Below are 25,355 nucleotides of genomic sequence, written 5' to 3' on the forward strand. Positions count from 1 at the left end.
CTATCCTGTCAACAGCTTATCACGTAATATAATTGCTAATTGGTCAATAGAATCGATGTTTAATGACTCCGGATGGCGCGGCCAGTCGGACGGGGGCTGGTGCCTGAACCACGTGAATTGGCGCTTCGCATATTGGCGCGTCGCCGCTTGCGCCTGCTCGAGCGCATCGGCCCGGCCGATCTCGCCGCCGAGATAGGCCGCGATCTGCGGTACGCCGATCGCGCGCATCGCGGGAAGGGCGGGGTCGAGATGGCGCGCGAGCAGGGCTTCGACCTCTTCGATCGCGCCGCCGTCGAACATCTGGACGAGGCGGGCATCGCAGCGCTCGCGGAGCCAGTCGCGCGGGGGCAGGAGGATCAGCGGGGCGAGGGCGATGTCGCCGGCGATGCCGCCTTCGCGCGCCTGCTGCCAGTCGGCCAATGTGCGGCCGGTCGAACGCACAACCTCGAGCGCGCGCGCGACGCGCGTGGTGTCGGCGGGCGCAAGGCGCGCGGCGGCGTCGGGGTCGGCATCGGTCAGCGCCGCATGCGCCTCGGCCACCGGGAGCGCGCGGACGGCGGCGCGGATTTCGGGGTCGATTTCGGGCACGGGGGCGATGCCGGCGAGCAGGGTGCGCAGGTACAGCCCGGTGCCGCCGACGAGGATCGGGACGATGCCCGCTTCGTGCGCCGCAGCAATCTCGGCGCGCGCTTCACCCGCCCAGCGCGCGGCGTTATGCGCCTCGGCGGCGTCGACATGGCCGAACAGGCGATGCGGCACGCCCGCCATCTCTTCGTCCGTGGGGCGCGCCGAGAGGATGGCGAGGTCGGCATAGACCTGGCTTGCGTCGGCATTGACCACCATCGCGTTTCCGGGCGTCCCGTCCCCGAGCGATTTTGCGAGCGCGACCGCCAAAGCGCTCTTGCCGCTGGCGGTGGGTCCGGCGATAAGTGCCACAGGCTGCCGCGTCTTGGCGGTCGAGAAAGAAGGAGATGCCATGTTCGTCGCGACGCTGATAGCAGCCGGAAAGCTGACCGACGAGGTGGTTCGCGAAGGGATCGACCGGCTGGCTGCGACGGGGCACGATGTCGGCGCACCGCACTGGATCGACGAGCATGACGCGGCCGACATCGTCTTTCACGGCAGCCTGGTCAGCGCGCGCAAGGAACTGGCGCATATGGACCATGGTTCGCTCGATATCGTCGTCCAGCCGCTGGGCGACCGCACCAAGAAGCTGATCATCGCCGACATGGATTCGACGATGATCACCGTCGAGTGCATCGACGAACTCGCCGACTATGCGGGGCTGAAGCCCGAAATCGCGGCGATCACCGAGCGCGCGATGCGCGGCGAACTCGATTTCCGCGCCGCGCTGGAGGAACGGGTCGGGCTGCTCGCGGGGATGCCCGAATCGACGCTCGCCGATTGCCGGATGGAGCGGGTGCGGCTGACGCGCGGCGCGCGCACGCTGATCCAGACGATGAAGGCACATGGCGCCTGGTCGGTGCTGGTGTCGGGCGGCTTTACCGCCTTTGCCGGGCCGGTGGGCGAGGCGATCGGGTTCGACAAGGTGGTTGCGAACGAGCTGGAGATCGCGGGCGGCAAGCTGACCGGCAGGGTGCGCGAGCCGATCGTCGACAGCAGCACCAAATTGGAGACGCTGAAGGCCGAGGCGGCGAAGCACGGCCTGCCGCTTGCCGACACGCTGGCGGTGGGTGACGGCGCGAACGATATCCCGATGATCACGAGCGCGGGGCTCGGGGTGGGCTATTATCCGCATCCCTCGGCGGGCGAAGCCGCGGCGGCGGTGATCCGGCACCATGATTTGACGGCGCTGCTCTGGGCGCAGGGCTATCCGCGGCGGAGCTGGGTGCTGGGGTAGGGCCGGGCCGTTTGGCGAAGGTGATCAACATCCTGTTCGTGTGCAGCCAGAACAAGCTGCGCAGCCCGACGGCCGAGCAAATATTCGCCAACCATCCGGGAATCGAAACGGACTCGGCGGGAACCAACAATGATGCGGAGAACCCGCTGACGTCCGAACTTGTGCGCTGGGCCGATATTATCTTCGTGATGGAAAAGGCGCATCGAAACAAGCTTCGGACGCGGTACCGGGCCGCGCTGAAGGACGCGCGTGTCATCTGCCTCGACATCCCGGACGATTATGAGTTTATGGACGGGGCACTGGTCCAGCTTTTGAAGGTGAAGATGTCCCGATATCTGCCGAATGTAGAGGCCGTATGACCAAACACCGCATCTATTCGATCAGCGTCGCGAGCGTGTATCCGCATTATATCGCCAAGGCGGAGAAGAAGGGGCGGACGAAGGCCGAGGTCGACGAGATTTTCCGGTGGTTGACCGGATATAGCCAGACGGCGCTCGAGGCGGAGCTGGCGAAAGGGACGAGTTTCGAGGATTTCTTTGACGCCGCGCCCGCGCTCAATCCGGCGCGCGAACTGATCACGGGCGTGATCTGCGGCATCCGGGTCGAGACTATCGAGGACCCGTTGATGAAGGAGATCCGCTATCTCGACAAGCTGATCGACGAACTCGCCAGGGGCAAGGCGATGGTGAAGATCCTTCGCGGGTAAGGGCTGGTTTCGAGCGATAGGTGCCGCGCGCTTTTCTATTTCGTCATCCCCGCGAAAGCGGGAACCCGGAGTGGGATCAGCCTACGCGCGCTCCGGGTGTCCGCTTTCGCGAGGATGACAATATTGGGTGGGTCAGCTCACCGCCCCGAAGCTGTCCCTAATCCTCGATCGGCGGGGCGGCCGCCGGTGCGAAGCCGGTGTCGGCGAGGCGCTTCAGCGCCGCGGCATATTTTGCGGTGTCGAGATAGGGGTGGAGGCTGACGATCTTGCCCCAGCGCAGGCGGATGATGTGGACGCCGTCGTTGACGTAAGATGTATCGCCGTCGGCCATCACCGCGCGGTCGCGCCATTCGATCACGGCCGTCGTGTCCCATGGCGTGCCGCTCGACGCGATATGCTTGATCTCGAACTTCAGCACCGGGTGGACCGCGAAAAGGCGCTGGAACCAGGCGCGCAGGCCCGCCTTGCTGTGGCGCGTGCCGCCGAGGGCGTGGTCGCCGGGGAAGATATGCTCGAAGCGGTCGGCCATGCCGGCGAGCGCCGACTCCCAGTCGCCGCGGCTGAGGCCGGCGAAGATCTTGCGGACCTGACGGCGGACAATGGCGTGATACATGATGCGTCTCCTGAAACTGGTGTTAACAATGTAAACATTGGAGATATCCAAATGGGATCAATGTTTACGATGTCAACAAGGAGGTGTGATTTTTTTGAAGCTCTCTCAGGAAAGCGGGCCGTCGCGCGCGATTTCATCGACCAACCATGCCCGAAAACGCTGCATCGCCTCGCTTTCGGGGCGCGACATCAAGCGGGTGAGCCAGTAGCGGCCGGCGTCGATCGTGGTCGCGAAGGGCTGGACGAGCAGCTCGGCCGCGAGTTCGCGGGTGAACATCGACGGCGGTGCGAGTGCGACGCCCTGGCCTGCGGCGGCGGCGGCGGCCATCAGGGCTGAGCTGTCGAACATGGGGCCGCGCAGGACGGGGACCGGAACCCCCGCGGCGGCGAACCACAGCGCCCATTCGTCGGCGCGGTACGAGCGGAGCAGGCGTTCGTGGATCAGGTCGGCGGGGGTCTTGAGGCGCGCGGCGATCGCGGGCGCGCATAGCGGCGCCAGCGGCGCGGCGAGCAAGGGTTCGGCGTGGGTGCCGTGCCACGCGCCGTCGCCGAAGCGGATCGCATAGTCGAGCGCCTCGCCCGCGAGATCGACGCGGTTGTTGTTGGTCGAGATGCGGAGATCGATCGACGGGTGAAGGCGTGCGAAGGCATTTAGGCGCGGGAGCAACCAGCCGGTCGCGAAGGTGCCGACGACGCCGACCTTGAGCGCCTCGCGGAAGCGGCCGTCCGCATATTGGTCGAGCGTCGCGGCGACGCGGTCGAACGCATCGGCGACGACGGGGACGAGCGCATGGCCTTCGTCTGTGAGCGCGAGGCCGCGCGGCAGGCGGTGGAAGAGGCGCGTGCCGAGGCGGCGTTCGAGCTGCGCCACCTGATGGCTGACCGCGCCCTGGCTGACGTGGAGCTCGATCCCCGCACGGGTGAAGTTGAGGTGGCGCGCCGCCGCCTCGAAGGCGCGGAGGGCGTTGAGCGGGAGTTGGGCACGATCCATCGGTCAGTCATCAATTATCTTCATGGCTTTGTCGAGAAATGATGCTTTGTCGCGCGGCGCGCCTCTTGGCATTCCGGCGCCGAAGGGAGATGAAGATGATCGAAGCAATCAGCATGTTGGCCTGGCTCGCCGGGGTGAGCGGGGCGCCGGTTCCGGCGGTCGATCCGCTGACGCAGCCGATCACCACGTCGCGCTCCGCCGAATGGCTGACGCCCGCGGAACCGGAGGAAATCTTCGGGAAGACCTATCTGGTCGGCTTCGGCGGGATGAGCGTCGCGCTGATCGATACCGGTGCCGGCCTTGTGCTGGTCGACGGCGCGCTGCCGCAGGCGGCGCCGGCGATCCTCGCCAATGTCCGCAAGCTGGGGTTCGACCCCAAAGACATCAAATTTATTCTGAGCACCGAACCGCATTTCGATCATGCGGGCGGGCTCGCCGCGCTCGCGCGCGATACCGGCGCGACAGTGGTCGCGAGCGAGCGCGGCGCCGAGGGGCTTCGCATGGGCAAGCACGCCGACGACGATCCGCAGCTCGGCTATGGCGGCAGCTGGCCGGCGGTGGCCGAGGTGCGCGCGGTGAAGGATGGCGAAGTGCTGAAGCTGGGCACAACAGCGATCACTGCGGTCGCGACGCCGGGGCACACGATGGGCAGCATGAGCTGGCGCTGGCCGGCGTGCGAGGGCCGCGTCTGCAAGGCAGTGGTCTTTGCGTCGAGCCTCAATCCGGTGTCGGCCGACGGCTATCGCTTCACCTCGAAAGCCGGCGAGCCCTTTGTCGAGGGGTTTGCCGCAAGCTATCGCAAGATGGACGCGATGCCGTGCGACATATTGATCTCGGCGCATCCCGACAATGCGGGGCCGGGGCGGTATAGCGACGCGCCGGGCGCGTGCCGGACCTATGCCGACAGCTCACGCAAGCGGCTCGAGAAACGGCTGGAGGAGGAGCGCGCGGGCGCGCAATAGCGTTCGATCGCGTTGCTTTTCAATCTTGTAAGCCCCCGCGCTCGCGCTAGTCTGACGGCGAGTTCGCGGGGGATTGCCTGATGTTCGATGCTGCATTGCTGTTCGCTTTCCTGCCCGCCGCGCTGCCCGCACCTCCCGTCAGCAGCCCTTCCGCCTATTCGCAGCAGATGCTGTCGTGGAGCCCCGGCGAAATCCGCTGCGATGGCGCGGCGATCGCGGGCGAGGTGCAGCGACCCGCGGTCGATGTGGCGACGGTAGATCCTCAGCGGGTCAAGCCGATAATCTATCGCTTTGCGATCGACGGCACGGGCCGGACGCACTCGATCGCGCGCGCGACCGGCAATATTTCCTCCTTCGGTCAGGACATCGGCCCGGCGCTGGCGGCGAGCCGTTTCGCAGCCGGTATGCCGCGCGCAAATTGCGAGATCAGCTATACGCCGCAATTCGCGTCGCTGGCGCAGGCGCCGCTCGCCGACCTCGCCGCCTATTCGATTTTCCCGACCGGGGCGAGGCTGCCCAAGGCGGGGTGGGGACGCTTCGCCGCCGTCGGCAATTGCCGCGACAAGCCGCGGCCGGTCGCGCTGATGCGCGCGCGACCCGATTTTTCGAAGCTGATGACAACGCCCGGCGCGCGCGACTGGTCGCTGGTCGCCTATGACACCGATGCCGACGGGCGGCCGCTCAATGTGCAAGTCGCGCACGGAACGGGCAATGAGGAGCTCGATGCCGCCGCGGTCGAGGCGATACGCGCGTCGCGCTTCACCGGCGGCGCGCGGACGGGCTGCCTCTATCCCTATTGGCTTGGCGCGGGGAAATTCGCGGCGCCCGAGCGGCCCACCAAGCGGGCGTTGCGTCCGGCGGATGCCGTCTGCCCGGCAAAGATCGAGTGGGTGAGCCGACCTACGACCTATTATCCGCCCGCCTATCGCAAGCGCGCGATCGAGGGCTGGGCGGTGGTGTCGTTCGACATCGCGCCATGGGGCGAGGTCGGAAATGTCAAGCTGCTCGCCGCGCAGCCATCGGACGATTTCGGCGGGCAGGCGATCTCCATCGTGCGCAGCGGCCGCGTCGCGCCCTCGGCGCAAGGCGCGTCGGGCTGCGTCGAGACGGTGAACTTCCTGATGCCCGAGCGCGATCGGACCGACGACGAGGATGAGCCGCCGGTGGTCGACTGATCGCCGCGGCGCCTATTTATCGACGACGAGGCAGGCCTGGCCGCTCTTGCGCAGCGAGGCGCAGAAGCTGTCGGCCTCACCCTTGTTCGCGAAGCCGCCGGCCTGGAGGCGGGTGAGCTTGCCGGTCTTGACCAGATGGGGTGTGCGGCCGGCGAAGGCGCCATTCTTCTTTTCAAGCGCGGCCCAGAGATTGCGCGCGTTCGCCTCGACCCCGAAGGCGCCGAGCTGCGCGCGCCACGGGCTGGCGGTACCATTGTGAACGCGGGCCAGCACGGGGGCCGGCGCGGTCTTGGCGGGTTCGGCCTTGACCGGAGCCGGCTTGGCGGGGGCGGGTGCGGTTTTGGCCGGCTGCACCGTTTCGGGCTTGGGCGGCAGCGTACCGCTTTCGGGCGGCGGGGCGTAAGTGGTACCCGGCTGGCTGGTCGCCGCGACGGCGTCCGCGGTCGCTTCGGCGGCGGCCGCGGCAGCGGCGCTGGCGACGGGTGAGGGTGGCACGGCGACGCTGCGGATCGGTTCGGGGGTTTTCGGCGCGGGCGCGGACTGGGCCTTGATCACCGGCGGCGGCGTGTAGTTGGTGCCGGGGGTCGAGGCGGGCAAGCTCGCGGTCTTGATCGGCGAGGCGGGCGCGGGCTTCGGTGCGGGCGGCGCTGCGGCGCTGACCGCGGCGAGGCGCGCCTGCTGTTCGCCACGTTCGATGTCGGGGAGCATCGCGAGGCCGCGCTGGCGCTGCTCGAGCGGGATCAGATTGTCGAGCTGGACGAGGCGCGCCGACGCGATGGCGAGCCCCGCGTCGCTCGCGCGCTTGGTGAGCGCATAGGCGCGCGGCCAGTCCTCGGCCGCGAGGTCGCCGTTGAAGTGCGCGGTGCCGAGCACATATTGCGCGCGCGGTTCGCCGCGCGCGGCCGAGCGGGTGATGAAGGGCATCGCCTCTTCGCGGCGGTTCGCGGTGAACAGAACGAGGCCGAGATTGTCCTCCGCCTGAAGATGGCCCTGTTTCGCGGCGCGGCGATACCATGCCTCGGCCTGCGAGAGGTCGGTCGGGACGCCGCGGCCGAGCTTGTAAGCCTGGCCGAGGTTGAACTGCGCATCGGCGTCGCCGGCGATCGCGAGCGGTCGCCATTCGGCGACGGCCGCCTGGTAATTGCCCGCCTGCCACGCATCGACGCCGTCCTTGACGTCGGCAAGGGCGGGCGACGCCGGCATCGCCGCGAGGGCGAGCGGCAGGGCCAATAAAAGGGCGGTGCGGAACGAACGCATCTTATTCTCCAATGACTTGCGCGGCATGACAGCGGCTGCAGTCCCCGGATGCTTTATAGCGCCAATTGGCTAACACCGCGTTAGCGACAAAATGCCGCGCACCGAACTTGATCCGTTCTGGGACAAGTTGGTCTTGAGGGGTTGTTTACCATAAGTGCGAGCAAGTCGTTCACCCTCATTTTATCATCGTTAACCCAATTTTAGCGCCCCGCATGGCATCCCTTCGCCGATTTTTGGATTTCCGAGGGGGTAACGCAGTGCGCGTATTGGCATTGGCTTCACAGAAAGGCGGGTCGGGCAAGACGACGCTGTCGGGGCACCTCGCGGTGCAGGCGCAGCTTGCGGGCGCCGGCCCCGTCGTCCTGATCGACATCGATCCGCAGGGCTCGCTCGCCGACTGGTGGAACGAGCGCGAAACCGACCTTCCGGCCTTTGCCCAGACGACGGTCGCAAGGCTCGCCTCCGACCTCGAAATCCTGCGCCAGCAGGGCTTTAAACTAGCGGTCATCGATACGCCGCCGGCGATCACCATGGCGATCCAGAGCGTGATTTCGGTGGCCGAACTGATCGTCGTCCCGACGCGGCCGAGCCCGCACGACCTGCGCGCCGTCGGTGCCACCGTCGATCTGTGCGAACGCGCCGGCAAACCGCTGGTGTTCGTCGTCAACGGCGCGACGCCCAAGGCCAAGATTACCAGCGAAGCCGCGGTTGCGCTGTCGCAGCACGGCACCGTCGCCCCGATCACGCTGCATCACCGCACCGATTATGCCGCGTCGATGATCGACGGCCGCACCGTGATGGAGGTCGACCCCAACGGGCGCTCCGCCGACGAAATCCGCCAGTTGTGGACCTATATGAACGATCGCCTCGAAAAGAATTTCCGCCGGACCGTATTTGCCGCGCCTTTGCCCACGCAGGGCAATTATGGTGCGGTTCGCCCGATGGGCGGTGGCTTCGGCCGCCGCATCGCCGGTCAGTGACGGGAGCGGGAACCATGGGCGAACCGAAACCCCTCGCATCGCTGAGCGCCGGACTTCTGGCCCGCAAGGGCGGGGCGCGTCCCGCGATGCGCCGCCAGCCGCTCGGCAGCGGTCCGGCACCGCTCAACAGTGGCGGCTATGACGATCTTGGCTGGAACGACATGGGTTATGATGTCGATCCCGACCAGTCGAGCGAGCCCGCGCGGATGCTCGACCTCAAGCCTTTGCTCACCGGATCGGTGCTTGCGCATAATGTCGAGGCCGAACAGGCGGTCGACGAGAGCGCCGGCCACGACATGGCTGCGGATTTTGCCGCTCCCGCCGATGATTTCGCTGTCGACGGTTATGGCGCCGACCAGTTCGAGGCCGAAACGCACGAAGTCCCCGAGATCGTCCGCCAGCAGGAATCGCTGATCGAACGCGTCGCCGCGGTGGCGCGCAAGGTCGAGGCCCGTCCCGCGCTGGCGGCGAAAAAGGAAAAGGCGCCGCGCGCGCTGCGCGCCCGCGAAAAGGCGGCGTTCACGCTGCGCCTCGACGCCGAGCGCCATTTGCGCCTTCGCCTCGCAAGCGCGGTGACGAACCGGTCGTCGCAGGTGATCCTGACCGACCTGCTCGACGAATATCTGTCGTCGTTGCCCGAAATCGACGCGATGGCGAGCCGCCTGCCGGCCGCGCGTCCGGCGCGCGGGCGGCGCTGACAGGCATAAGAGGGGGACCGACATGAACCGCAAGTTGCTGAAGAACCTGGCCGTTTCGGGATTCATCCTGGGCGTCGTCACCGGATGCAGCGGCATGGGCAAGATGGCCGACGCGCCGTCGCGCGCCGCCGGCACGCCCGCTGTCGCCGCCAAATCGGCCGAAAAGGCACGCGCCGCGCTTGAAGCGGGCAAGGCAAGCAAGGCGATCGGCCTGGCCGAGGCCGCGGTCGCGGGCAGTCCGCGCGACGCGGGTTTCCGCGCGCTGCTGGGGCAAGCCTATCTCAATGACGGCCGCTTCGCATCGGCGAGCGCGGCCCTGGCGGAGGCGATGGAGCTTGGCGCCACGGACAGCAATACGATCCTGTCGCTGACGCTGTCGCAGATCGCGCAGGGCAAGAATGCCGAGGCGGTCGCGTTGCTGACGCGGCACCGCGACACGGTTCCCGCGTCCGATCTCGGGCTGGCGCTCGCGCTGGCCGGCGACGCCGAAGGGTCGATCTATGTGCTGAGCGAAGCCGCGCGCGCCGAAGGTGCCGAGGCGCGGACGCGGCAGAATTTCGCGCTCGCGCTCGCGCTGTCGGGCCGCTGGGCGCAGGCGCGCATCGTGGCGTCGCAGGATCTGTCGCTCGACAAGCTCGAAGGCCGGATGGCCGAATGGTCGAAGCTCGCCGAACAGCCGATCGCGCAGGTCCGCGTCGCGAGCCTGATCGGCACGTCCGCGCAGCAGGATGCGGGTATGCCCGTGCGCCTCGCGCTTGCCAATTTCGCCGATACGCAGATGGCCGTCGCCGAACCCGTGAACGAACCCGCCGTCGAACTCGCCAGTGCCGATCCGGCGCCGGTCGCCGACTATGCGCCGCCGCCGCCGGTGCTTGCCCCGGTCCTCGCCGACGCGGGCAGCGCGATCCGCAGCGTCGAACTGCCGATGCCGGTGCGCGGGGCCGATGGTGTCGTGCCCGTCACCGAATTGCCGCAGCCGCAGCCCGCCGGCGAAATCATCCTTGCCGATGCCGCGCCCTATCGCGCCGCGCCGCGCGTCGCGGGCGAAGGGCGCATCCGCCCCGCGCAGCAGCAGGCGCTCGAACTCGCGACGGTGCTCGTCCCCAGAGCGATGGGTTTCGACGCGAAGAAGCCGAATGGCTGGGCGGTGCAGCTTGGCGCCTATGACAGCCTGGCGATCGCGAAGGAAAAATGGGGCACGCTGAAAAAGCGCAACGGCGTGCTCGGGAATTTCCCGGCGTCGAGTCACGCCGCGACGTTGAAGGGGCGCACATTCTATCGCCTGACGGTCAACGGCCTCGCCTCGCGCACCGACGCGACCAGCCTCTGCAACGAGCTTAAGAAGCAGGGCCAGACCTGCTTCATCCGCGCGATGGGTGGCGGCGAGACGATCCAGTGGGCGGCGAAGGCCGGTTCAATGCGGCTCGCATCGCGCTAGGCCCGACTTTCCAGAGATAAGGGGGAGGGGCGTGGCCGCGAGGCCGCGCCTCTTTTGTTCGGGACAAGGATCGCCCGTCGACCGCTTCTGTCGAACGGTCCGATCCACCTCGCCAATGTGTGGAGCCGCGGTAGTGGAGGCTCAGAAACGAAAGAAATAGGGCATGCTTTCGAGCGTCTCGACCACCTTGCATTTGGCGCCCGCACTCTTGCAACTGCCCATCACCGAACGTTTCGCGCCGCCGGGGGTGGCAGCGAAGCCGGCGTAATATTGTCCCTCCTTGTCGCGCGCGATCGCGAAATGGCCGTTTGCGCCCCACAGGCCGACGACGCAGTCGCGGCCGCCCGCCTCTTGGCACGCCGTCATCGCATATTTTTCGGCCTGCTCGCGACTGTCGCCGCGCAGCGCGCCATAGGAATAGCCGGGCTGGCCGGTCGCCGAGCGCCAGAAGGCGATCGCGGCGAAGCTGTTGACCATATAGCCGCCGACATATTCCTGTTTTTCCTCGGCGAACGGGATGACCTGTCCCGGTGGTGCCGCGTCGGTGCCGCCATACATTTGCTGCAGCACCTGCGGCGGCGGCGCGTTGCAGGGAAGCCCCTGCGCGCAGGGAATGCCCTGAACCGGCGCCATTTGTGCCGCCGCGGCGGGGGCAAGCAGGGCGGCGGGAATAGCTGTTACGGCAAAAAGGCGCATCGGGTCATCCTCGCTGTCGTCGACTCCCTTTCCATAAGTATCGAACTAAATCAGCGATATAAAGCCCATATCAGCGAATGCGCTGGCCGCCCTTCCACATCATCGTCGCGCGGCCCTGGACGGGCATGCCGTCAAAGGGGGTGTTGCCAGCCCAGGCCGCCATCTTCTTCGCATCGACCTGCCACGGTGTGCCGTCGTCGACCAGGATGAGGTCGGCTTCCTTGCCCACCGCGAGGCTGCCCGCATCGACGCCGAGCAGGCAGGCGGGGGTGGCCGCGAGCAGCTCGAACAGGCGGCCCGGCGCGATATGGCCATCGCGGACAAGGCCAAGGCCGAGCGCGAGCAGGGTTTCGGCGCCGGCCATGCCGGGTTGTGCCTCGGCGAAGGGCAGGCGCTTGTCCTCGGGACCGCGCGGATCGTGGCCCGACGACAATATGTCGATCGTGCCGTCCTTGATCGCGGCGAGGCATGCGTGGCGATCGTCTTCGCTGCGGAGCGGCGGCGAGAGGCGTGCGAAGGTGCGGAAATCGCCGATTGCGGTGTCGGAGAGCAGCAGGTGCGCGGGGGTGATGCCGCAGAGCACGGGCAGCCCCTTCGCCTTGGCTTCGCGAACAAGCGCGAGCCCGTGCGCGGTGGTGACCTGGCGGAAATGGACGGGCGCGCCGGTTTCCTCGACGAGCGCGAGGTCGCGCGCGATCGCCATCGCCTCGGCGACGGCGGGCGCGGAGGCGAGGCCGAGGCGCGTCGCCATCTCGCCGTCGGTCGCGACCGCGCCGGCGGTAAGCCCCTCATCCTCGGCATGGATGATCGTGACGAGGCCGAGCGAGGCGGCATAGCCGAGGACGCGACGCATCACGCCGCTGTCGGCGATGCGCGCGCGGCCGGTGGCGACGGCGCGCGCGCCCGCCTGCTTCATCAGGCCGATTTCGGCAAGCTCCCGGCCTTCGAGGCCCTTGGTCGCGGCGGCGAGCGGATGGACCCAGAGGTCGGGCTTGCCGCCCTTCGCGGCCCGCTCGACCAGCCCGGCGCCATCGAGCGGGCCGCTATCGGGCATCAGCGCGGCGCGCGTGATGCCGCCGAAGTGAAAGGCGGGCTTGTCGGTCGCAAAGACGCCGAGGTCGATGATGCCGGGGGCGAGCCACCGGCCCTTGGCATCGACGGTTTCGGCGCCGTCGGGGATTTCGGTAGGGTCGATCGCGGCGATGCGGCCGTCCACCGCGAGCAGGCTGCCCGGGCGCGGCGTATCGCCGTCGATCAGCAGCGCGCCGGTGATATGGAGCGGTTTCAGTTCCATCCCGGCACTCCCCGCTGGCGGCGCGTCAAAATGTCGAGGCACGCCATGCGGACCGCGACCCCCATCTCGACCTGTTCGGTGATCGTGGAGCGCGCGGGATCGTCGGCGATGCTGCTGTCGATCTCCACCCCGCGGTTCATCGGACCGGGATGCATGACGATCGCATCGGGTTTCGCCTTTTCGAGCCGTTTCGGCGTGAGGCCGTAGAGCGCATGATATTCACGCGCCGAGGGCAGGTAGGCGCCGTCCATGCGCTCGTTCTGGAGGCGGAGCATCATCACGACGTCGGCGTCTTTCAGCCCCTCGTCCATGTCGGTGAAGCTCGCGACGTGCATCCGCTCCATCGCGGCCGGGGTGAGCGTCGGCGGCGCGACGACGCGCACCTCGTTGCCGAGCAGGGTCAGCGCGAGGATGTTCGAGCGCGCGACGCGGCTGTGGAGGACGTCTCCGCATATGGCAATGGTGAGCCCCTCGACGCGGCCGAGGCGGCGGCGGATGGTGAGTGCGTCGAGCAGCGCCTGCGTCGGATGTTCATGGCGCCCGTCGCCGGCGTTGAGCACGGGACAATCGACCTTGTCGGCGATAAGCTGCACCGCGCCCGACGAGGCATGACGAATGACGATCGCGTCGGCGCGCATCGCATTGAGCGTCATCGCGGTGTCGATCAGCGTTTCGCCCTTTTTCACGCTCGACTGCGCGGCGTGCATGTTGACGACGTCGGCGCCGAGGCGTTTTCCGGCGATTTCGAACGAGAGCAAAGTGCGCGTCGAGTTCTCGAAAAAGGCGTTGATGATCGTGAGACCCGCGAGCCGGTCGTCATGCTTGGCGGCGCCGCTGCGGTTCAACTCGACCCACTCTTCGGCGGCGTCGAGGACGTAGCTAATCTCCCACGGGGTGAGCGGGGCGATGCCGGTGAGGTGGCGATGGCGAAACGCATCGCCGCCGGGCGGATAGTCGCTGGCGGGTCGGGTTGTGGAGCTTGTCATTAAAGCCGAGCGTCTACGCAGGAACTCTGAAAATCGCAAGCGCCGAGGCGAACAGCGGCTCCAATATTCCGAGAACCCAGAGCGCGACCAGCATCAGGTCGAGCCCGAGCCAGATCATCATCCACGTCGCGAAGGGTTGCTTGCGCGTCTTGTGGCGGACGAGGCGAGAGGCGGCGTAGGTGCCCGGAGCTCCGCCGAGAAATGCCCAGAGAAGCAGCGCGCCCTCCGAAATGCGGCGCGCGCCATGTTCGGCGAACTGCTTGTCGAGGACCATCAGCGCGAAGGCGGTCAGGTTCGCCGCCGCCAGCCAATAGACGATATAAGCGGTCAAGCGCGCGTCATCGCGTCGATCGCGCCCTGGAGAATGAACGCCGCGGCGGCGCTGTCGACGCGTTCGGCGCGTTTGGCGCGGCTGACGTCGGCGGCGATCATCGCGCGCTCGACCGCGGCGGTCGACCAGCGTTCGTCCCAAAGGAGCAGGGGGAGGCCGAGCGGGGCGAGGTTGCGCGCGAAGGCGCGCGTGCTTTGCGTGCGGGGACTGTCGGTGCCGTCCATGTTGAGGGGGAGGCCGACGACAAGGCCGACGATATTGTGCTGCGCGATGAGCGCCTTGAGCGTTTCAAGGTCGACCGAGAATTTCTTGCGGACGATCGTCTTGTCGGGGGTCGCGAAGCTCCAGTTCGTGTCGCAGAAAGCGACGCCGATTGTTTTGGTGCCGACATCGAGCCCCGCGAGGCGGCCGCCGTTGGGGAAGTGTGCGGCGAAGTCGGGGGCGGCGGCGGTGATCATGTCGCTGTCATTACCGCGCAAATCCCGTCATTGCGAGGAGCGAAGCGACGCGGCAATCCAGAGTTCGCGTAACCCGCTCTGGATTGCTTCGCTTCGCTCGCAATGACGATTCAGGATTTTGGTGCGGGGGTTTGCACAGCAGGGGCCGTGACGGGCACCGCGGCCGGCGGCACCGGCGACGGCTTGCCCTCATAGGTCGCGAGCCGCCGCAGCGCGTCGGCGCGGACGTTCGCCCAGAAGAGCGTGATGTCGTAGACGTGATAATTGTTGCCGGGGAGCACGTAGCCCGCGACGACGTAGTTTTTCGCGATGTCGGCGTCGCCGATCATCAGCAAGCCGCGCGTGTCGTCGCATCTGGCGCCGATCTTGCCCGCGATCAGCGCGCCCGACTTGAAGCCCTCGGTGGGTTTGAGCGTGCCGATATTCGCCTCGGGCGGGGCTTCGGTGTCGGGGATGCCGGTGAGCGGGTTGGTGCACAGCATTCGCGTGCCCGCGCGCGGGCGACCGTCGAAACCGATCGTGCCGTCATAGGCGTCGGTGACCATCACCGGATCGGCGGGATCGGCGAAGGTGGCCCAGCTGACGATGCACCCCTTCTGTTCGGGGGTCTGGCAGGCGGGAAGGCCGAGACCGGCGATGTCGGTGTCGATGCTCACCGGCCAGCCGATCACGTAGGCGGCGACGATGCGCTTCGCGAGCGGGGTGCCCGCGATTTTCGTGCGCAGCAGCGTGGTGAGGTGCAGCGCGCCCTGGCTGTGGCCGGCGAGGATGATCGGCTTGTCCTTCGGCTGTGCCGCGAGAAATGCGTCGAACGCCTCCTCGACGTCGCGATAGGCCGAATCGATCGCCTTGCCCGCGGTGACGCGGTCCTCGGCGAGGAAGGCGCCGAGCGTCGCCTGACGGTAACGCGGCGCCCAGATTTCTCCGGCGTCGGCAAAGGCGCTCGCCATGCCCTGCACGAAGAGGTTGGCGCGGTGGTCCGAATCGCGGTCTTCGAGCGGCGCGTTCCAGCTCGAACGGCTGTAATAGCTGGTCGGGTGGACAAAGAAGATCGCGGCGTCGCCCTGGGGGAAGGGCGCATCGGCGGTCGTCGGGGCCGCCTTGGCGGGCGGGATCAGCGGCTCGGCAGCCTTGTTTTCCGCTTCGAGCGTGTCGGTGCCGGGGGTTTCGCTGCCGTCGGCGGCAGGGCGCCATGCCGAGGGATTTTTTTCCATATCCGGGCGCGCGAACCACATTTTCGGATCGTCATAGGCGTTGGGCGCGACCGCGGCCTGCGGCTTGAACTCGGTGCTGGGGACGAAGGCGGTGCGCGCGATCCAGCCCGGGAAAAGCTGGTACACGACCCCGGCAGCGAGGATGAGGATGATGATCGCGGCAATGACGTAGAGAAATTTGCGGGCCATTTGGGCTCCATCGGGGAGAGGGAGGAGGTGGTTTCGGGCGTCTTTACCCGTTCGCATCAAGCGAAGTCGAGACGCCCCTTGGTCTTGCTTTGTCCCGGTGGGTGTCTCGACTTCGCTCGACACGAACGGCAACGGGGGTTGGTTCCAGTAAAATCGCGCGCAGCTTTGGCTTGCCCGCGCACGCGAAACAAGCCCAGATTGGGCCATGACCGATACGACCGCATCCGCCGCCCCCGATTCGCACGCCAGGTCGCCGCGCGTTTCGGCGCGCCTCGACGATAGTGATCCGCCGTGGCCGCTGCGTCCGTGGATCATGGCGGCGATCTGTGCCGCGGCCGGGCTCTCCTTCCACCTGCTGATCGACCATCATTATGAGGATGCGCTGGCACACTGGCGGAGCGCGCTGGCGGCGGGGATCGCGGCGGCGACGGTGGTGTTCGCGCTGGGTGTCGAATTGCGGCGCTGGCATTGGGCGCTGGGGTTCGCGCTGGTCTGGGGCGTGATCCTCGGGCTGATCGCGTGGCAGACGGCGGCGTATAATATCCAGGGCAATCCGGTCGAATGGCCCTTCTGGTCGGGCATTCTCGCGGTGCTCGTCGCGACGCCGTTGTTCCAGACGCGGCGCGACGTCGCGCCCGACTGGCGCTTCTGGAAGCTGTGGGCGATGCCGTATGAGCGGCTGCACAGCCATGCGTGGACCGACGCGGTGATCGGCGCGGCGAGCCTGGCGTTCGTCGGCATCACCTTTCTGCTCGTCGTGCTGATCGGGCAGATGTTCAAGCTGATCGGGATCAACCTGATCTTTGACCTGCTCAATGACGAATGGTTCGGCTGGATGCTCGCGGGCGCGGCGTTCGGCGGAGCCGTCGGCCTGCTGCGCGAGCGCGACAGACTGGTTTCGACGTTGCAGCGGCTGGTGATGATCGTGCTCGCGGTGCTCGCGCCGGTGCTCGCGGTCGCGCTGGTGCTGTTCCTGCTGTCGCTCGCCGGGACGGGGCTGCAGAAGCTTTGGGATTCGGGCTTTTCGACCGCTGCGGTGATGATGGGGGTGGCGGCGTTTGCGGTGCTGCTCGCCAATGCGGTGATCGGCAATGGCGGCGACGATCGCGCGACGAACCCGGCGTTGCGCTGGGCCGCGCCGGTGCTGGCGGTCGCGGTGCTGCCGCTCGCGGGGATCGCCTTTTACTCGATGCACCTGCGCGTGATCCAGTACGGCTGGACCCCCGAGCGCATCTGGGGCGTGATCGCCGCGATGATCGCGCTCGCTTATGGCATTGCGGGCCTGTGGGCGGTGGCGAGGGGACGGCGCGATTTCGACGACTGGCTGCGGCCCTTGCAACAGAAGCTCGCGATCGGGCTCGCGCTGCTCGCGCTCTTCCTCGCGCTGCCGATCCTCGATTTCGGGGCGATTTCGACGCGCGACCAGCTCGCGCGGCTGAAATCGGGGGCAACGCCGGCCGAAAAGTTCGACTGGGCGGCGATGGCGTTCGATTTCGGGCCCAGCGGCCGTGCGGCGCTGGCGGAACTGGCGAAGTCGCCGCGGAAGGCGCGCGCAAATGCGGCGAAGTCGGCGCTGGCGGCGAAGAATCGCTGGGACTTGAACGGGCCGCGCGGCGCGCTGCTGCTGCCCCCGTTGGCCGAGCGGGTACGAGTCATTCCCGAGGGACGCGCCTTGCCCGCCGCGGCGCTCGACCGGATCGCGGGGAGCTATATGTGCAGCCGCGCGAAGGCGTGCGTCGCGCTGTGGCTCGACGACAAGAGGATCGGCGTGCTGGGGCAGAATGAGCCGGGCGAGACGCTGAATTTCGATTTCGTGACGCAGAATGACGCCGGCCAGTGGGTGCAGGGCGATTGGGCGAAGGCGGCGCCGCCCAACAAGGCCGAGGTTGACTTGTCGACCGCGCGGATCGAGATCGAGGCGGTGCAGCAACGGCGCGTGCTGGTGAATGGGGTGCCGGAATCGGCGACGTTCGAATGATTATCCTCCCCTTGATGGGGGAGGCAGCGAGACTTGCCAGCTTGCTGGCTAGTCGCAGCGGTGGGGGTGCGGTTGCGCGCGCAAACTACGGTCGCATGTCGCACCATCACCCCCCCATCTAACTTCGCCCATCAAGGGGGAAGGCATTGCGATGTTCGCGAAGGTTGAAGCGATCCGGCGGGGATGCTAGCGGCGCGGCTTCGTTAAGGTTAGGGCGATCATGGCAATCGATCAGGCAACAGTGAGGAAAATCGCGTCGCTGGCGCGCATCGCGATCAGCGATGCCGAAGCGGCCGCGATGGAAGGCGAATTGAACGGCATTTTGGGCTGGGTCGAGCAACTCGGCGAGGTCGATGTGACCGGGGTCGAACCGATGACCGCGGTGATCCCGAACACGCTGCGGCTGCGCGACGATGTCGTCGATGCCGACCCGCTGACCGGCGGTGGGCGCCGCGACGACGTGCTGGCGAACGCGCCGGCGGCGATGCACGGCTTCTTTGGTGTTCCCAAGGTGATCGAATAATGACCGAGCTGACCAACCTGACCGTCGCCGAGATCCGCGACGGACACCGCGCGGGCGATTTCAGCGCCGTCGAAGTGGCCGAGGCGTTCAACGCCAATGTCGCGGGCGCGAAGGCGCTCAATGCGTTCATCGTCGAGACGCCCGAGCATGCGATTGCGGCGGCGAAGGCCGCCGATGCGGATCGTGCGGCGGGGACGCTGAAGCCCTTGTCGGGCGTGCCGATCGGGATGAAGGACCTGTTCGCGACGAACGGCGTCCAGACGACCGCGGCAAGCCACATGCTCGAAGGCTTTGTGCCGCGTTATGAATCGACCGTTTCGCAGAAATTGTGGGACGCGGGTTGCGGGATGCTCGGCAAGCTCAACCTCGACCAGTTCGCGATGGGGTCGTCGAACGAGACGAGCTATTTTGGCAATGTGATTTCGCCGTGGCGGCGCAAGGATGGCGGCAATGCCGCGCTGGCGCCGGGCGGTTCGTCGGGCGGAAGTTCGACCGCGATCGCGGCGCGGCTGTGCCCGGCGGCGACGGGGACCGACACCGGCGGCTCGATCCGCCAGCCCGCGGCGTTCACGGGCATTTCGGGGATCAAGCCGACCTATGGCCGCTGCTCGCGCTGGGGTATCGTGGCGTTCGCCAGCTCGCTTGATCAGGCAGGGCCGATGGCGCGCGACGTCAAGGACTGCGCGATCATGCTCGAGAATATGGCGGGCTTCGATCCGAAGGACGCGACGAGCCTTGATATGGCAGTTCCGAATTGGGAAGCGGCTTTGTCGAGCGATCTCAAGGGCAAGAAGGTCGGTATTCCCAAGGAATATCGGCTGGAGGGCATCGACCCCGACATCGACGCGATGTGGGATGCGGGGATCGCGATGCTGAAGGATGCGGGGGCCGAGGTCGTCGAGATCAGCCTGCCGCACACCAAATATGCGCTGCCGGCCTATTATATCATCGCGCCCGCCGAGGCGTCGTCGAACCTCGCGCGCTATGACGGCGTGCGTTACGGTTTGCGCGACCTGCCACAGGGCGCGGGGTTGCAGGACATGTATGCCGCAACGCGCGCCGACGGCTTCGGGCCCGAGGTCAAGCGCCGCATCATGATCGGCACCTATGTGCTGTCGGCGGGCTTTTACGACGCTTATTATACGCAGGCGCAGAAGGTGCGGACGCTGATTTCGCGCGACTTTACTGCGGCGTTCGAGACTTGCGACGTGATCCTGGCGCCGACCGCGCCGTCGGCGGCGTTCGGTTTGGGCGAGAAGATGGCCGATCCGCTGGCGATGTATCTCAACGACGTGTTCGCGGTGCCCGCGAGCCTTGCCGGGCTGCCCGCGATGTCGGTCCCCGCGGCGCTGAACCGCGAAGGGCTGCCGCTGGGGCTACAGATCATCGGCAAGGCTTTCGACGAGCAGGGCGTGCTGAATGCCGGGTTGGCGATCGAGGAACGGGCCGGATTTACGGCGCGCGCCGAGAAGTGGTGGTGAGCAGCCTGTTGATCGACCTGCTATGCTGGCTAGGGCTTGAGCCCCTTCTTCGGAAGTTAGGCTGGGGTGATGAGGTCCACAGCGAGGCGCGCTTCGACAGTAAGACCGGAAAGCAGATTACCGATGACTGACTATCGCATCAAGGGCGAAACTGGCGAGTGGGAGGTCGTGATCGGCCTTGAGGTCCACGCCCAGATCACGACCAACGCCAAGCTGTTCTCGGGCGCCGCGACGGCGTTCGGGGCGGAGCCGAACACGCAGGTGTCGCTGGTCGACGCCGCGATGCCGGGCATGCTGCCGGTGCCGAACCGCGAGTGCATCCGCCAGGCGGTGCGCACCGGCATGGCGATCGAGGCGCAGATCAACACATGGTCGCGGTTCGACCGCAAGAATTATTTCTATGCCGATTTGCCGCAGGGCTACCAGATTTCGCAGCTTTATCATCCGCTTGTCGGCGAAGGTTCGCTGACGATCGCCGCCGATGAGAAGGCCGGCATTCCCGCAGACAAGGTCATCGGAATCGAGCGTATCCATGTCGAGCAGGACGCCGGCAAGCTGATGCACGACCAGCATCCGACGATGTCCTATGTCGATTTGAATCGCAGCGGCGTCGCGCTGATGGAGATCGTCTCGCGCCCCGACATGCGCTCGCCCGCCGAAGCGGGGGCCTATGTGCGCAAGCTGCGTTCGATCCTGCGCTACGTCGGCTCGTGCGACGGCAATATGGAAGAGGGCTCGATGCGCGCCGACGTCAACGTCAGCGTGCGCAAACCCGGCGACGAATTCGGGACGCGCACCGAGACGAAGAACGTCAATTCGGTGCGCTTCGTGATGGCGGTGATCGAGGGCGAGGCGAAGCGCCAGGTCGAACTGATCGAAAGCGGCGGCACGGTGGTGCAGGAAACGCGCCTTTACGATCCCGACCGCAACGAGACGCGGTCGATGCGGTCGAAGGAAGACGCGCATGATTACCGCTACTTCCCCGATCCCGACCTGCTGCCGCTCGAACTCGACGATGCGTTTCTGGCTGAGTGCCGCGACAGCCTGCCCGAGCTGCCCGATGCCAAGCGCGCGCGCTATCTCGCGGCGGGGATCAGCGCCTACAACGCCGATGTCCTGACCGCCGAGGTCGAGGCGGCGCGCTGGTTCGACACGTTGCTCGACGCGGGCGCCAAGCCGGTCGCCGCCGCCAACTGGGTGACGAGCGAATTGTTCGGTGCGCTCAATCGCATGGGCCGCGATATTTCGGATTCGCCGGTGTCGCCCGAACACGCCGCCGAACTGCTCGGACTCGTTGCCGACGGCACAATTTCGGGGACGATCGCCAAGCAGGTGTTCGAAAAGATGCTCGAAAGCGGTGATCCCGCGGGTGTCATCGTCGATCGCGAAGGGCTCAAGCAGACGAGCGACACCGGCGCGATCGAGGCCGAGATCGCCAAGGTCCTCGCCGCCAATGCCGACAAGGTCGAGCAGTATAAGGGCGGCAAGGAAGCCTTGTTCGGTTTCTTCGTCGGACAGACGATGAAGGCGATGCAGGGCAAGGCGAACCCGCAGGTCGTCAACGAGCTGTTGAAGAAGGCGCTGGGCTGAGGATGCGCGCGACGGTTCGCGCGCTCCTGACCCTTTGGCTGCTGGTCGCCGGCGCGGCGCTCGCGCGCGCCGAGACGATCGTGTTCACCGACGTCAACGTCGTGCCGATGGACGGCGAGCGCGTGATCCCGCGCACGACGGTCATCGTCACCGACGGCGTGATTTCGACCATCGGGATCAAGGCGAAATTGCCCGCGGGGACGCCGGTGATCGACGGCAAGGGGGCGTGGCTCTTCCCGGGGCTCGCCGACATGCACAATCATGTGACGAGCCGCGAGGACCTGTCGCTGCTGCTCGCGAACGGCGTCACGACAATGCTCAACATGGGCGAGGCGACGAACAGCTTTGCCGGGCGGACGCGGATCGCGGTGAACGAGGGCAAGGTGCCGGGGCCGCAGATATTCACCGCGCTCGCGGTCGATGGCGACCCGCAATATGGGCATCTGGTCATCGAGAGGGCGGAGGATGCGCGCGCGATCGTCGGGATTGCGAAGGCCAACGGCTACAGCTTTATCAAGGCCTATACGAACCTGTCGGCCGAGGCTTTTGCGGCGCTTGCCGACGAAGCGAAGGCGCAGCGTATCGGCGTCGTCGGGCATAATGTGAAGGCGGTCGGCCTCGCGCGGCAGCTTGCCGCCGGGCAGGCTATGGTTGCGCATATCGAGGAATTTTTCTACGGCGTCTTCCCCGAACCCCCTGCGGACGACCAGCAGGCGCCGCCCGCCGATGCGCGGATTGCCGACGCGATCGCGCTGGTCAAGGCGCATGGGGCGTTCGTCACGTCGGACCTGTTCAATTACCGCACGATCGCGGCGCAATTCGGCAAGCCGGAGGTGGTGAAAGCCTATCTCGCGGCGCCAGAGGCGCGCTACCTGTCGCCCGCCGACCGGATCGGCTGGGCGCAGTCGGTCTATCAGAAGAAGGCGATCGACCTGTCGCGGCGCGTGGCGTTCGAGGCGCGCTTCGTGAAGACGATGGCCGACGCGGGCGTGCCGTTGATCACCGGCGGCGACGCGCCGACGATCCCAGGGCAGGTGCCGGGTTTTGCGCTGCACGGCGAAATCGACGCGATGCTGGAGGCGGGGCTGACGCCGTGGCAGGCGCTGTCGGCGGCAACGCGCACGCCAGGCGAGTTCATCGCGAAAACAGTGCCGGGCGCGGCGAAGTTCGGCGTCGTGGCGCCGGGCTATCGCGCCGACCTGTTGCTCGTCGCCGAAAATCCGCTCGAAAGGCCGGCGACGTTGCGAACGCCGCTCGGCGTGATGGCGGGGGGGCGCTGGTTCGACGCGGCGGCGCTCAAGGCGATGCTGGCCGAGGTCGCGGCGAAGCGCGTCGTTCCCTAGAAGCGCCGCTGCCCGGCACCCCAGTTGCCGACATCACACTGGCCCGAAAAATTGGTCTGTGCCTTGAGCTGGATGCGGCCCGAGCGGCGGTCGATATCGACCTTGGGCTTGTTGAGGCCGTTGAGGCGATAGGTCGCCGTGATGCGGTCGGGCGTTACGACGAGATTTTCGAGATCCCACCAGCCTTCATGCCCGCCCGAATGGATCGGCGGAACGAGGCTGGGGCCAAGATGGATGCGGCCCTGATCGCCATAAAGCTCGATCTGGACGTCGCTGTTGAAGCCCTGGGTCGTGCCGACGACATCGTTGCTCCATTCCCATTTATGCTTCGACCGGTTCCAGTCGTAGCGCGGGGTGGTGGTGACGCTGGGCCGGTTGCCGGCGCCGTAGCAGACGAGGACGAGCGAACTGGCGTCGCGATATCCCGGTTCGGTGGGCGGCGCGTGATGGTCGGCGGGCGGCGCATAGCCGCCGCGCGGTGCGTCGCCCTGGCAATTTTCGGCCGGCACGCCGATGATCGCCGAATAGCGCCCGTCCGTCGTCGCGACCGAGATGCAGCGTCCGGTGCGCTGGTTCCACCAGAAGGTGTAGCGTTGGCCGCCGACCGTGTTCGAATGGCGCGATTCATATCCGCGCGCGAGCAGCTGCGTTTCGCCGCCGGCGCCGCGCGCGCCGACAAGGTCGGCGACGTCAGGCGCCGATTGCGCGAGTGCGGGGACCGAAAGGGCGGCGGAGGCAAGAAGCGATAAAGGCAGAGCGCGACGCATGGCGATGACTCCCGTTGCTTGCAGCATCGCCATCCTATCGCACCGCGGCGCGACCACCAAGACTGTCCCGGCGCGTTCCAGGAAAAAAATCAGGGCGAAACGGCTTCGGTCGGATGTTTCCAGACGCTGCGGCCGTCCTTGATGGTTTCCAGAACCTTGATCGCCTTGATGTCGGTGACCGGCGTGGTCAGTGGGTTTCTGTCGAGGATGACGAAATCGGCGAGGAGGCCCGCTTTGATGCGGCCCTTGCGATCTTCCTCGAAGATTTGCCAGGCGGGCCCGGTGGTGAGCGCCTGTAGCGCCTCATAGGCTCCGACTCGCTCGTCCGGGCCGCTCACGACGCCGGTGGGCGAGACGCGCGCCATGGCGGTCCACAGCATGAAGCGCGTATCGAGCGGGGTGACGCTGTAGTCGCTGTGGTTCGACGGCGTCAGGCCCGCGGCGCGCGCCGAGGCAAAGGGGCTGATGAAATCGACGACTTCGGCCGGGAAGTTGGTGCGGTGGACATCGGCCCAGTACCAGGCGTGGTTCGAAAAATAGGCGGGGCCGACGCCGATGCGCTTGTAGGCGGCGAACTGGTCACGGCGCTGGAATTGCGAGTGGATGACGATGGGGCGGCGGTCGTCGGCGGCCTTGATCCCGAGCGCGTCGAAGCCGCGGATCGCCATATCGATCGCGGCGTCGCCATTGGCGTGGACGAAAAGCTGCCAGCCGCGGTCGTGGACCTTTTTTGCCTGCGCGACGAAGTCGGTTTCGGAAAGGACGGGTTCGCCGTGCCACGGATGATGCCCCGCGGGGCTGCCGCGCTTGTAATCGCGGGTGAAATAGCCGGTGCGCGCCTGCACCGATCCGTCGAGGACGAACTTGATCCCCTGTAACTTCACATGGCCCTGATAGCTGCCGAATTTCAGGTCGGGTTTGGCCAGCAGCGCGTCGAGACCGGGAGAGAAGGGGAGGAGCGCGAGGTCGAGCTTGAGGCGTTCGCGCGCCTGTGGAGAGGTAAGGAAGGCGACGTCGGGCGGCTGGGTCGCGCCGTCCTGTGCATGGGTATAGCCCTCGGCGAAATAGGCGTTTTGCGCGGCGTCGAGCGCGGCGAGCCTCTGCTCCGCCGTCGGTTGCGGCATTTTGGCGAGCAGCAGGAACATCGCCTTTTCGAGGAGCACGCCATTGAGCCTGCCGGCGTCGTCGCGGAGGATCATGCCCCCCGGCGGGACGGGGGTGACCTCGTCGATCCCGGCGGCCTTCAGCGCGGCGCTGTTGGCGACCGCGCCGTGAAGCGAGACGTGGAGCACGACGAGCGGGCGGTCGGGCGCGATGGCGTCGAGCTCGGCGCGGGCGATATAGCGTTTTTCGGCCAGATTTTCCTGATCGAACTGCCATACGGTAATCCAGCCTCCGGGCCCTGACGCGCGAGCGACATATTCGCGGATAGCGGCCGAGACGCCGGCGATGTCGCTGATCGGGGCGCCGCCGGTTTCGCGCAGGTCGAGCCCGCCCGCGCTTATCGTGGCGACGGTGAAATGCGAATGGGCGTCGATGAAGCCGGGGAGCAGCGTGGCGCCCTTGAGGTCGCGAACCACGGGATCTTTGCCCGCTGCCTTGCGCGCCTGCTTTTCGGAGCCGGCAAAGGCGATGCGGCCATCACGGGCCACGACGGCCTCGACCGTTTGCGGCGTGTCGCCGTCCATCGTGATGATCGGGCCGCCGCGGTAGATTGTGGTGTCCTGCGCGATGGCCGGCGCGGTCATTGCCAGAAGCAGCGCGATGGCGGCGGTGAATTTCATATCGTCTCTCCCCTGCGCCATGGTGGCGGGCGGGGAGGCTA

25 protein-coding genes are annotated in these 25,355 nt (G+C 67.0%); 13 read left to right on the forward strand and 12 right to left on the reverse strand.

The annotated features are described in order from the left end of the window. Complete coding sequence (gene miaA, locus VSX79_RS04940) at positions 1-978, reverse strand: tRNA (adenosine(37)-N6)-dimethylallyltransferase MiaA (RefSeq protein WP_326914603.1); 978 nt, start codon at positions 976-978, stop codon at positions 1-3. Between miaA and serB the strand changes: the two genes are divergently transcribed. From serB to VSX79_RS04955, 3 genes are read left to right on the forward strand one after another with little or no spacing between them, the layout of a single operon-like run. Continuing rightward, positions 977-1,861 carry a phosphoserine phosphatase SerB gene (gene serB, locus VSX79_RS04945; RefSeq protein ID WP_179499250.1) on the forward strand — a complete coding sequence of 295 codons (885 nt, stop codon included), beginning with the start codon at positions 977-979 and terminating at the stop codon, positions 1,859-1,861. The two genes, miaA and serB, sit on opposite strands and share 2 nt — an antisense overlap. 20 nt (positions 1,862-1,881) lie before the next feature. Beyond that, a complete protein-coding gene (locus tag VSX79_RS04950; RefSeq protein WP_326915220.1) occupies positions 1,882-2,220 on the forward strand; it encodes a low molecular weight protein tyrosine phosphatase family protein in 339 nt (112 codons plus the stop codon). Next, the gene (locus VSX79_RS04955) at positions 2,217-2,567 is read left to right on the forward strand and encodes a DUF2200 domain-containing protein (RefSeq protein ID WP_179499251.1); all 351 of its coding nucleotides are present in this window, start codon (positions 2,217-2,219) and stop codon (positions 2,565-2,567) included. The genes VSX79_RS04950 and VSX79_RS04955 overlap by 4 nt, the downstream gene beginning before the upstream one ends. 157 nt (positions 2,568-2,724) lie before the next feature. Here VSX79_RS04955 and VSX79_RS04960 read toward each other — a convergent pair whose 3' ends face one another. Continuing rightward, positions 2,725-3,180 carry a nuclear transport factor 2 family protein gene (locus tag VSX79_RS04960; protein ID WP_179499252.1) on the reverse strand — a complete coding sequence of 152 codons (456 nt, stop codon included), beginning with the start codon at positions 3,178-3,180 and terminating at the stop codon, positions 2,725-2,727. Positions 3,181-3,285: 105 nt separating this feature from the next. Further along, entirely contained in the window at positions 3,286-4,170 is an 885-nt protein-coding gene (locus VSX79_RS04965) for a LysR family transcriptional regulator (RefSeq protein ID WP_326914604.1), read from the reverse strand. Between the two features lie 95 nt (positions 4,171-4,265). Here VSX79_RS04965 and bla point away from each other — a divergent pair, with 95 nt between their 5' ends. Both bla and VSX79_RS04975 read left to right on the forward strand, forming a co-directional pair. After that, complete coding sequence (gene bla / locus VSX79_RS04970) at positions 4,266-5,132, forward strand: subclass B3 metallo-beta-lactamase (RefSeq protein WP_179499254.1); 867 nt, start codon at positions 4,266-4,268, stop codon at positions 5,130-5,132. Positions 5,133-5,212: 80 nt separating this feature from the next. After that, positions 5,213-6,307, forward strand: coding sequence for a TonB family protein (locus VSX79_RS04975; protein WP_326914605.1), 1,095 nt, complete (start codon positions 5,213-5,215; stop codon positions 6,305-6,307). A 12-nt stretch (positions 6,308-6,319) separates the two neighbouring features. Here VSX79_RS04975 and VSX79_RS04980 read toward each other — a convergent pair whose 3' ends face one another. Continuing rightward, entirely contained in the window at positions 6,320-7,564 is a 1,245-nt protein-coding gene (locus tag VSX79_RS04980; protein WP_326914606.1) for an SPOR domain-containing protein, read from the reverse strand. A 257-nt stretch (positions 7,565-7,821) separates the two neighbouring features. Between VSX79_RS04980 and VSX79_RS04985 the strand changes: the two genes are divergently transcribed. The 3 genes from VSX79_RS04985 to VSX79_RS04995 are packed head-to-tail and all read left to right on the forward strand — an operon-like array spanning position 7,822 to position 10,680. Continuing rightward, positions 7,822-8,544: a ParA family protein gene (locus VSX79_RS04985; RefSeq protein ID WP_037518907.1), complete on the forward strand. Its 723-nt coding sequence runs from the start codon at positions 7,822-7,824 to the stop codon at positions 8,542-8,544. Between the two features lie 14 nt (positions 8,545-8,558). Next, entirely contained in the window at positions 8,559-9,242 is a 684-nt protein-coding gene (locus VSX79_RS04990) for a hypothetical protein (protein ID WP_326914607.1), read from the forward strand. Positions 9,243-9,264: 22 nt separating this feature from the next. Continuing rightward, positions 9,265-10,680: an SPOR domain-containing protein gene (locus tag VSX79_RS04995; protein WP_326914608.1), complete on the forward strand. Its 1,416-nt coding sequence runs from the start codon at positions 9,265-9,267 to the stop codon at positions 10,678-10,680. 141 nt (positions 10,681-10,821) lie between these two features. Here VSX79_RS04995 and VSX79_RS05000 read toward each other — a convergent pair whose 3' ends face one another. The 6 genes from VSX79_RS05000 to VSX79_RS05025 form a co-directional block, all read right to left on the reverse strand. After that, positions 10,822-11,376, reverse strand: coding sequence for a DUF4189 domain-containing protein (locus VSX79_RS05000; RefSeq protein ID WP_326914609.1), 555 nt, complete (start codon positions 11,374-11,376; stop codon positions 10,822-10,824). Between the two features lie 70 nt (positions 11,377-11,446). Further along, complete coding sequence (locus VSX79_RS05005) at positions 11,447-12,670, reverse strand: dihydroorotase (protein WP_326914610.1); 1,224 nt, start codon at positions 12,668-12,670, stop codon at positions 11,447-11,449. Further along, positions 12,661-13,656 (reverse strand): aspartate carbamoyltransferase catalytic subunit, encoded by a 996-nt coding sequence (locus VSX79_RS05010; protein ID WP_326914611.1) that lies wholly within the window; start codon positions 13,654-13,656, stop codon positions 12,661-12,663. Before VSX79_RS05010 ends, VSX79_RS05005 begins: the two co-directional genes overlap by 10 nt. A 13-nt stretch (positions 13,657-13,669) precedes the next feature. Next, positions 13,670-13,987, reverse strand: a complete 318-nt coding sequence (locus VSX79_RS05015; protein WP_326914612.1) for a DUF1294 domain-containing protein — start codon at positions 13,985-13,987, stop codon at positions 13,670-13,672. Beyond that, the gene (gene ruvX / locus VSX79_RS05020) at positions 13,984-14,445 is read right to left on the reverse strand and encodes a Holliday junction resolvase RuvX (RefSeq protein WP_179499262.1); all 462 of its coding nucleotides are present in this window, start codon (positions 14,443-14,445) and stop codon (positions 13,984-13,986) included. The genes VSX79_RS05015 and ruvX overlap by 4 nt, the downstream gene beginning before the upstream one ends. Positions 14,446-14,555: 110 nt before the next feature. Next, positions 14,556-15,848, reverse strand: a complete 1,293-nt coding sequence (locus VSX79_RS05025; RefSeq protein ID WP_326914613.1) for a DUF3089 domain-containing protein — start codon at positions 15,846-15,848, stop codon at positions 14,556-14,558. Between the two features lie 205 nt (positions 15,849-16,053). Between VSX79_RS05025 and VSX79_RS05030 the strand changes: the two genes are divergently transcribed. From VSX79_RS05030 to VSX79_RS05050, 5 genes are all read left to right on the forward strand, one after another. After that, positions 16,054-17,826 (forward strand): DUF4153 domain-containing protein, encoded by a 1,773-nt coding sequence (locus VSX79_RS05030; protein WP_326914614.1) that lies wholly within the window; start codon positions 16,054-16,056, stop codon positions 17,824-17,826. Positions 17,827-18,046: 220 nt separating this feature from the next. Beyond that, positions 18,047-18,349: an Asp-tRNA(Asn)/Glu-tRNA(Gln) amidotransferase subunit GatC gene (gene gatC, locus VSX79_RS05035; RefSeq protein ID WP_179499265.1), complete on the forward strand. Its 303-nt coding sequence runs from the start codon at positions 18,047-18,049 to the stop codon at positions 18,347-18,349. Further along, positions 18,349-19,830 carry an Asp-tRNA(Asn)/Glu-tRNA(Gln) amidotransferase subunit GatA gene (gatA, locus tag VSX79_RS05040; protein ID WP_326914615.1) on the forward strand — a complete coding sequence of 494 codons (1,482 nt, stop codon included), beginning with the start codon at positions 18,349-18,351 and terminating at the stop codon, positions 19,828-19,830. Before gatC ends, gatA begins: the two co-directional genes overlap by 1 nt. Positions 19,831-19,953: 123 nt before the next feature. Further along, positions 19,954-21,420: an Asp-tRNA(Asn)/Glu-tRNA(Gln) amidotransferase subunit GatB gene (gene gatB / locus VSX79_RS05045; RefSeq protein ID WP_179499267.1), complete on the forward strand. Its 1,467-nt coding sequence runs from the start codon at positions 19,954-19,956 to the stop codon at positions 21,418-21,420. 2 nt (positions 21,421-21,422) lie between these two features. Next, on the forward strand, positions 21,423-22,763 hold the full coding sequence (locus tag VSX79_RS05050) for an amidohydrolase family protein (protein ID WP_326914616.1): 1,341 nt from the start codon (positions 21,423-21,425) through the stop codon (positions 22,761-22,763). On the opposite strand, the gene VSX79_RS05055 is transcribed toward VSX79_RS05050, so the two are convergent. Together VSX79_RS05055 and VSX79_RS05060 are read right to left on the reverse strand one after the other, a co-directional pair. Further along, entirely contained in the window at positions 22,760-23,530 is a 771-nt protein-coding gene (locus VSX79_RS05055; RefSeq protein WP_326914617.1) for a hypothetical protein, read from the reverse strand. The two genes, VSX79_RS05050 and VSX79_RS05055, sit on opposite strands and share 4 nt — an antisense overlap. 89 nt (positions 23,531-23,619) lie before the next feature. Further along, the gene (locus VSX79_RS05060; RefSeq protein WP_326914618.1) at positions 23,620-25,314 is read right to left on the reverse strand and encodes an amidohydrolase; all 1,695 of its coding nucleotides are present in this window, start codon (positions 25,312-25,314) and stop codon (positions 23,620-23,622) included. Positions 25,315-25,355: the final 41 nt, after the last annotated feature.

It is taken from the genome of Sphingopyxis chilensis, assembly GCF_035930445.1.
GTDB classification, from domain to species: domain Bacteria; phylum Pseudomonadota; class Alphaproteobacteria; order Sphingomonadales; family Sphingomonadaceae; genus Sphingopyxis; species Sphingopyxis chilensis.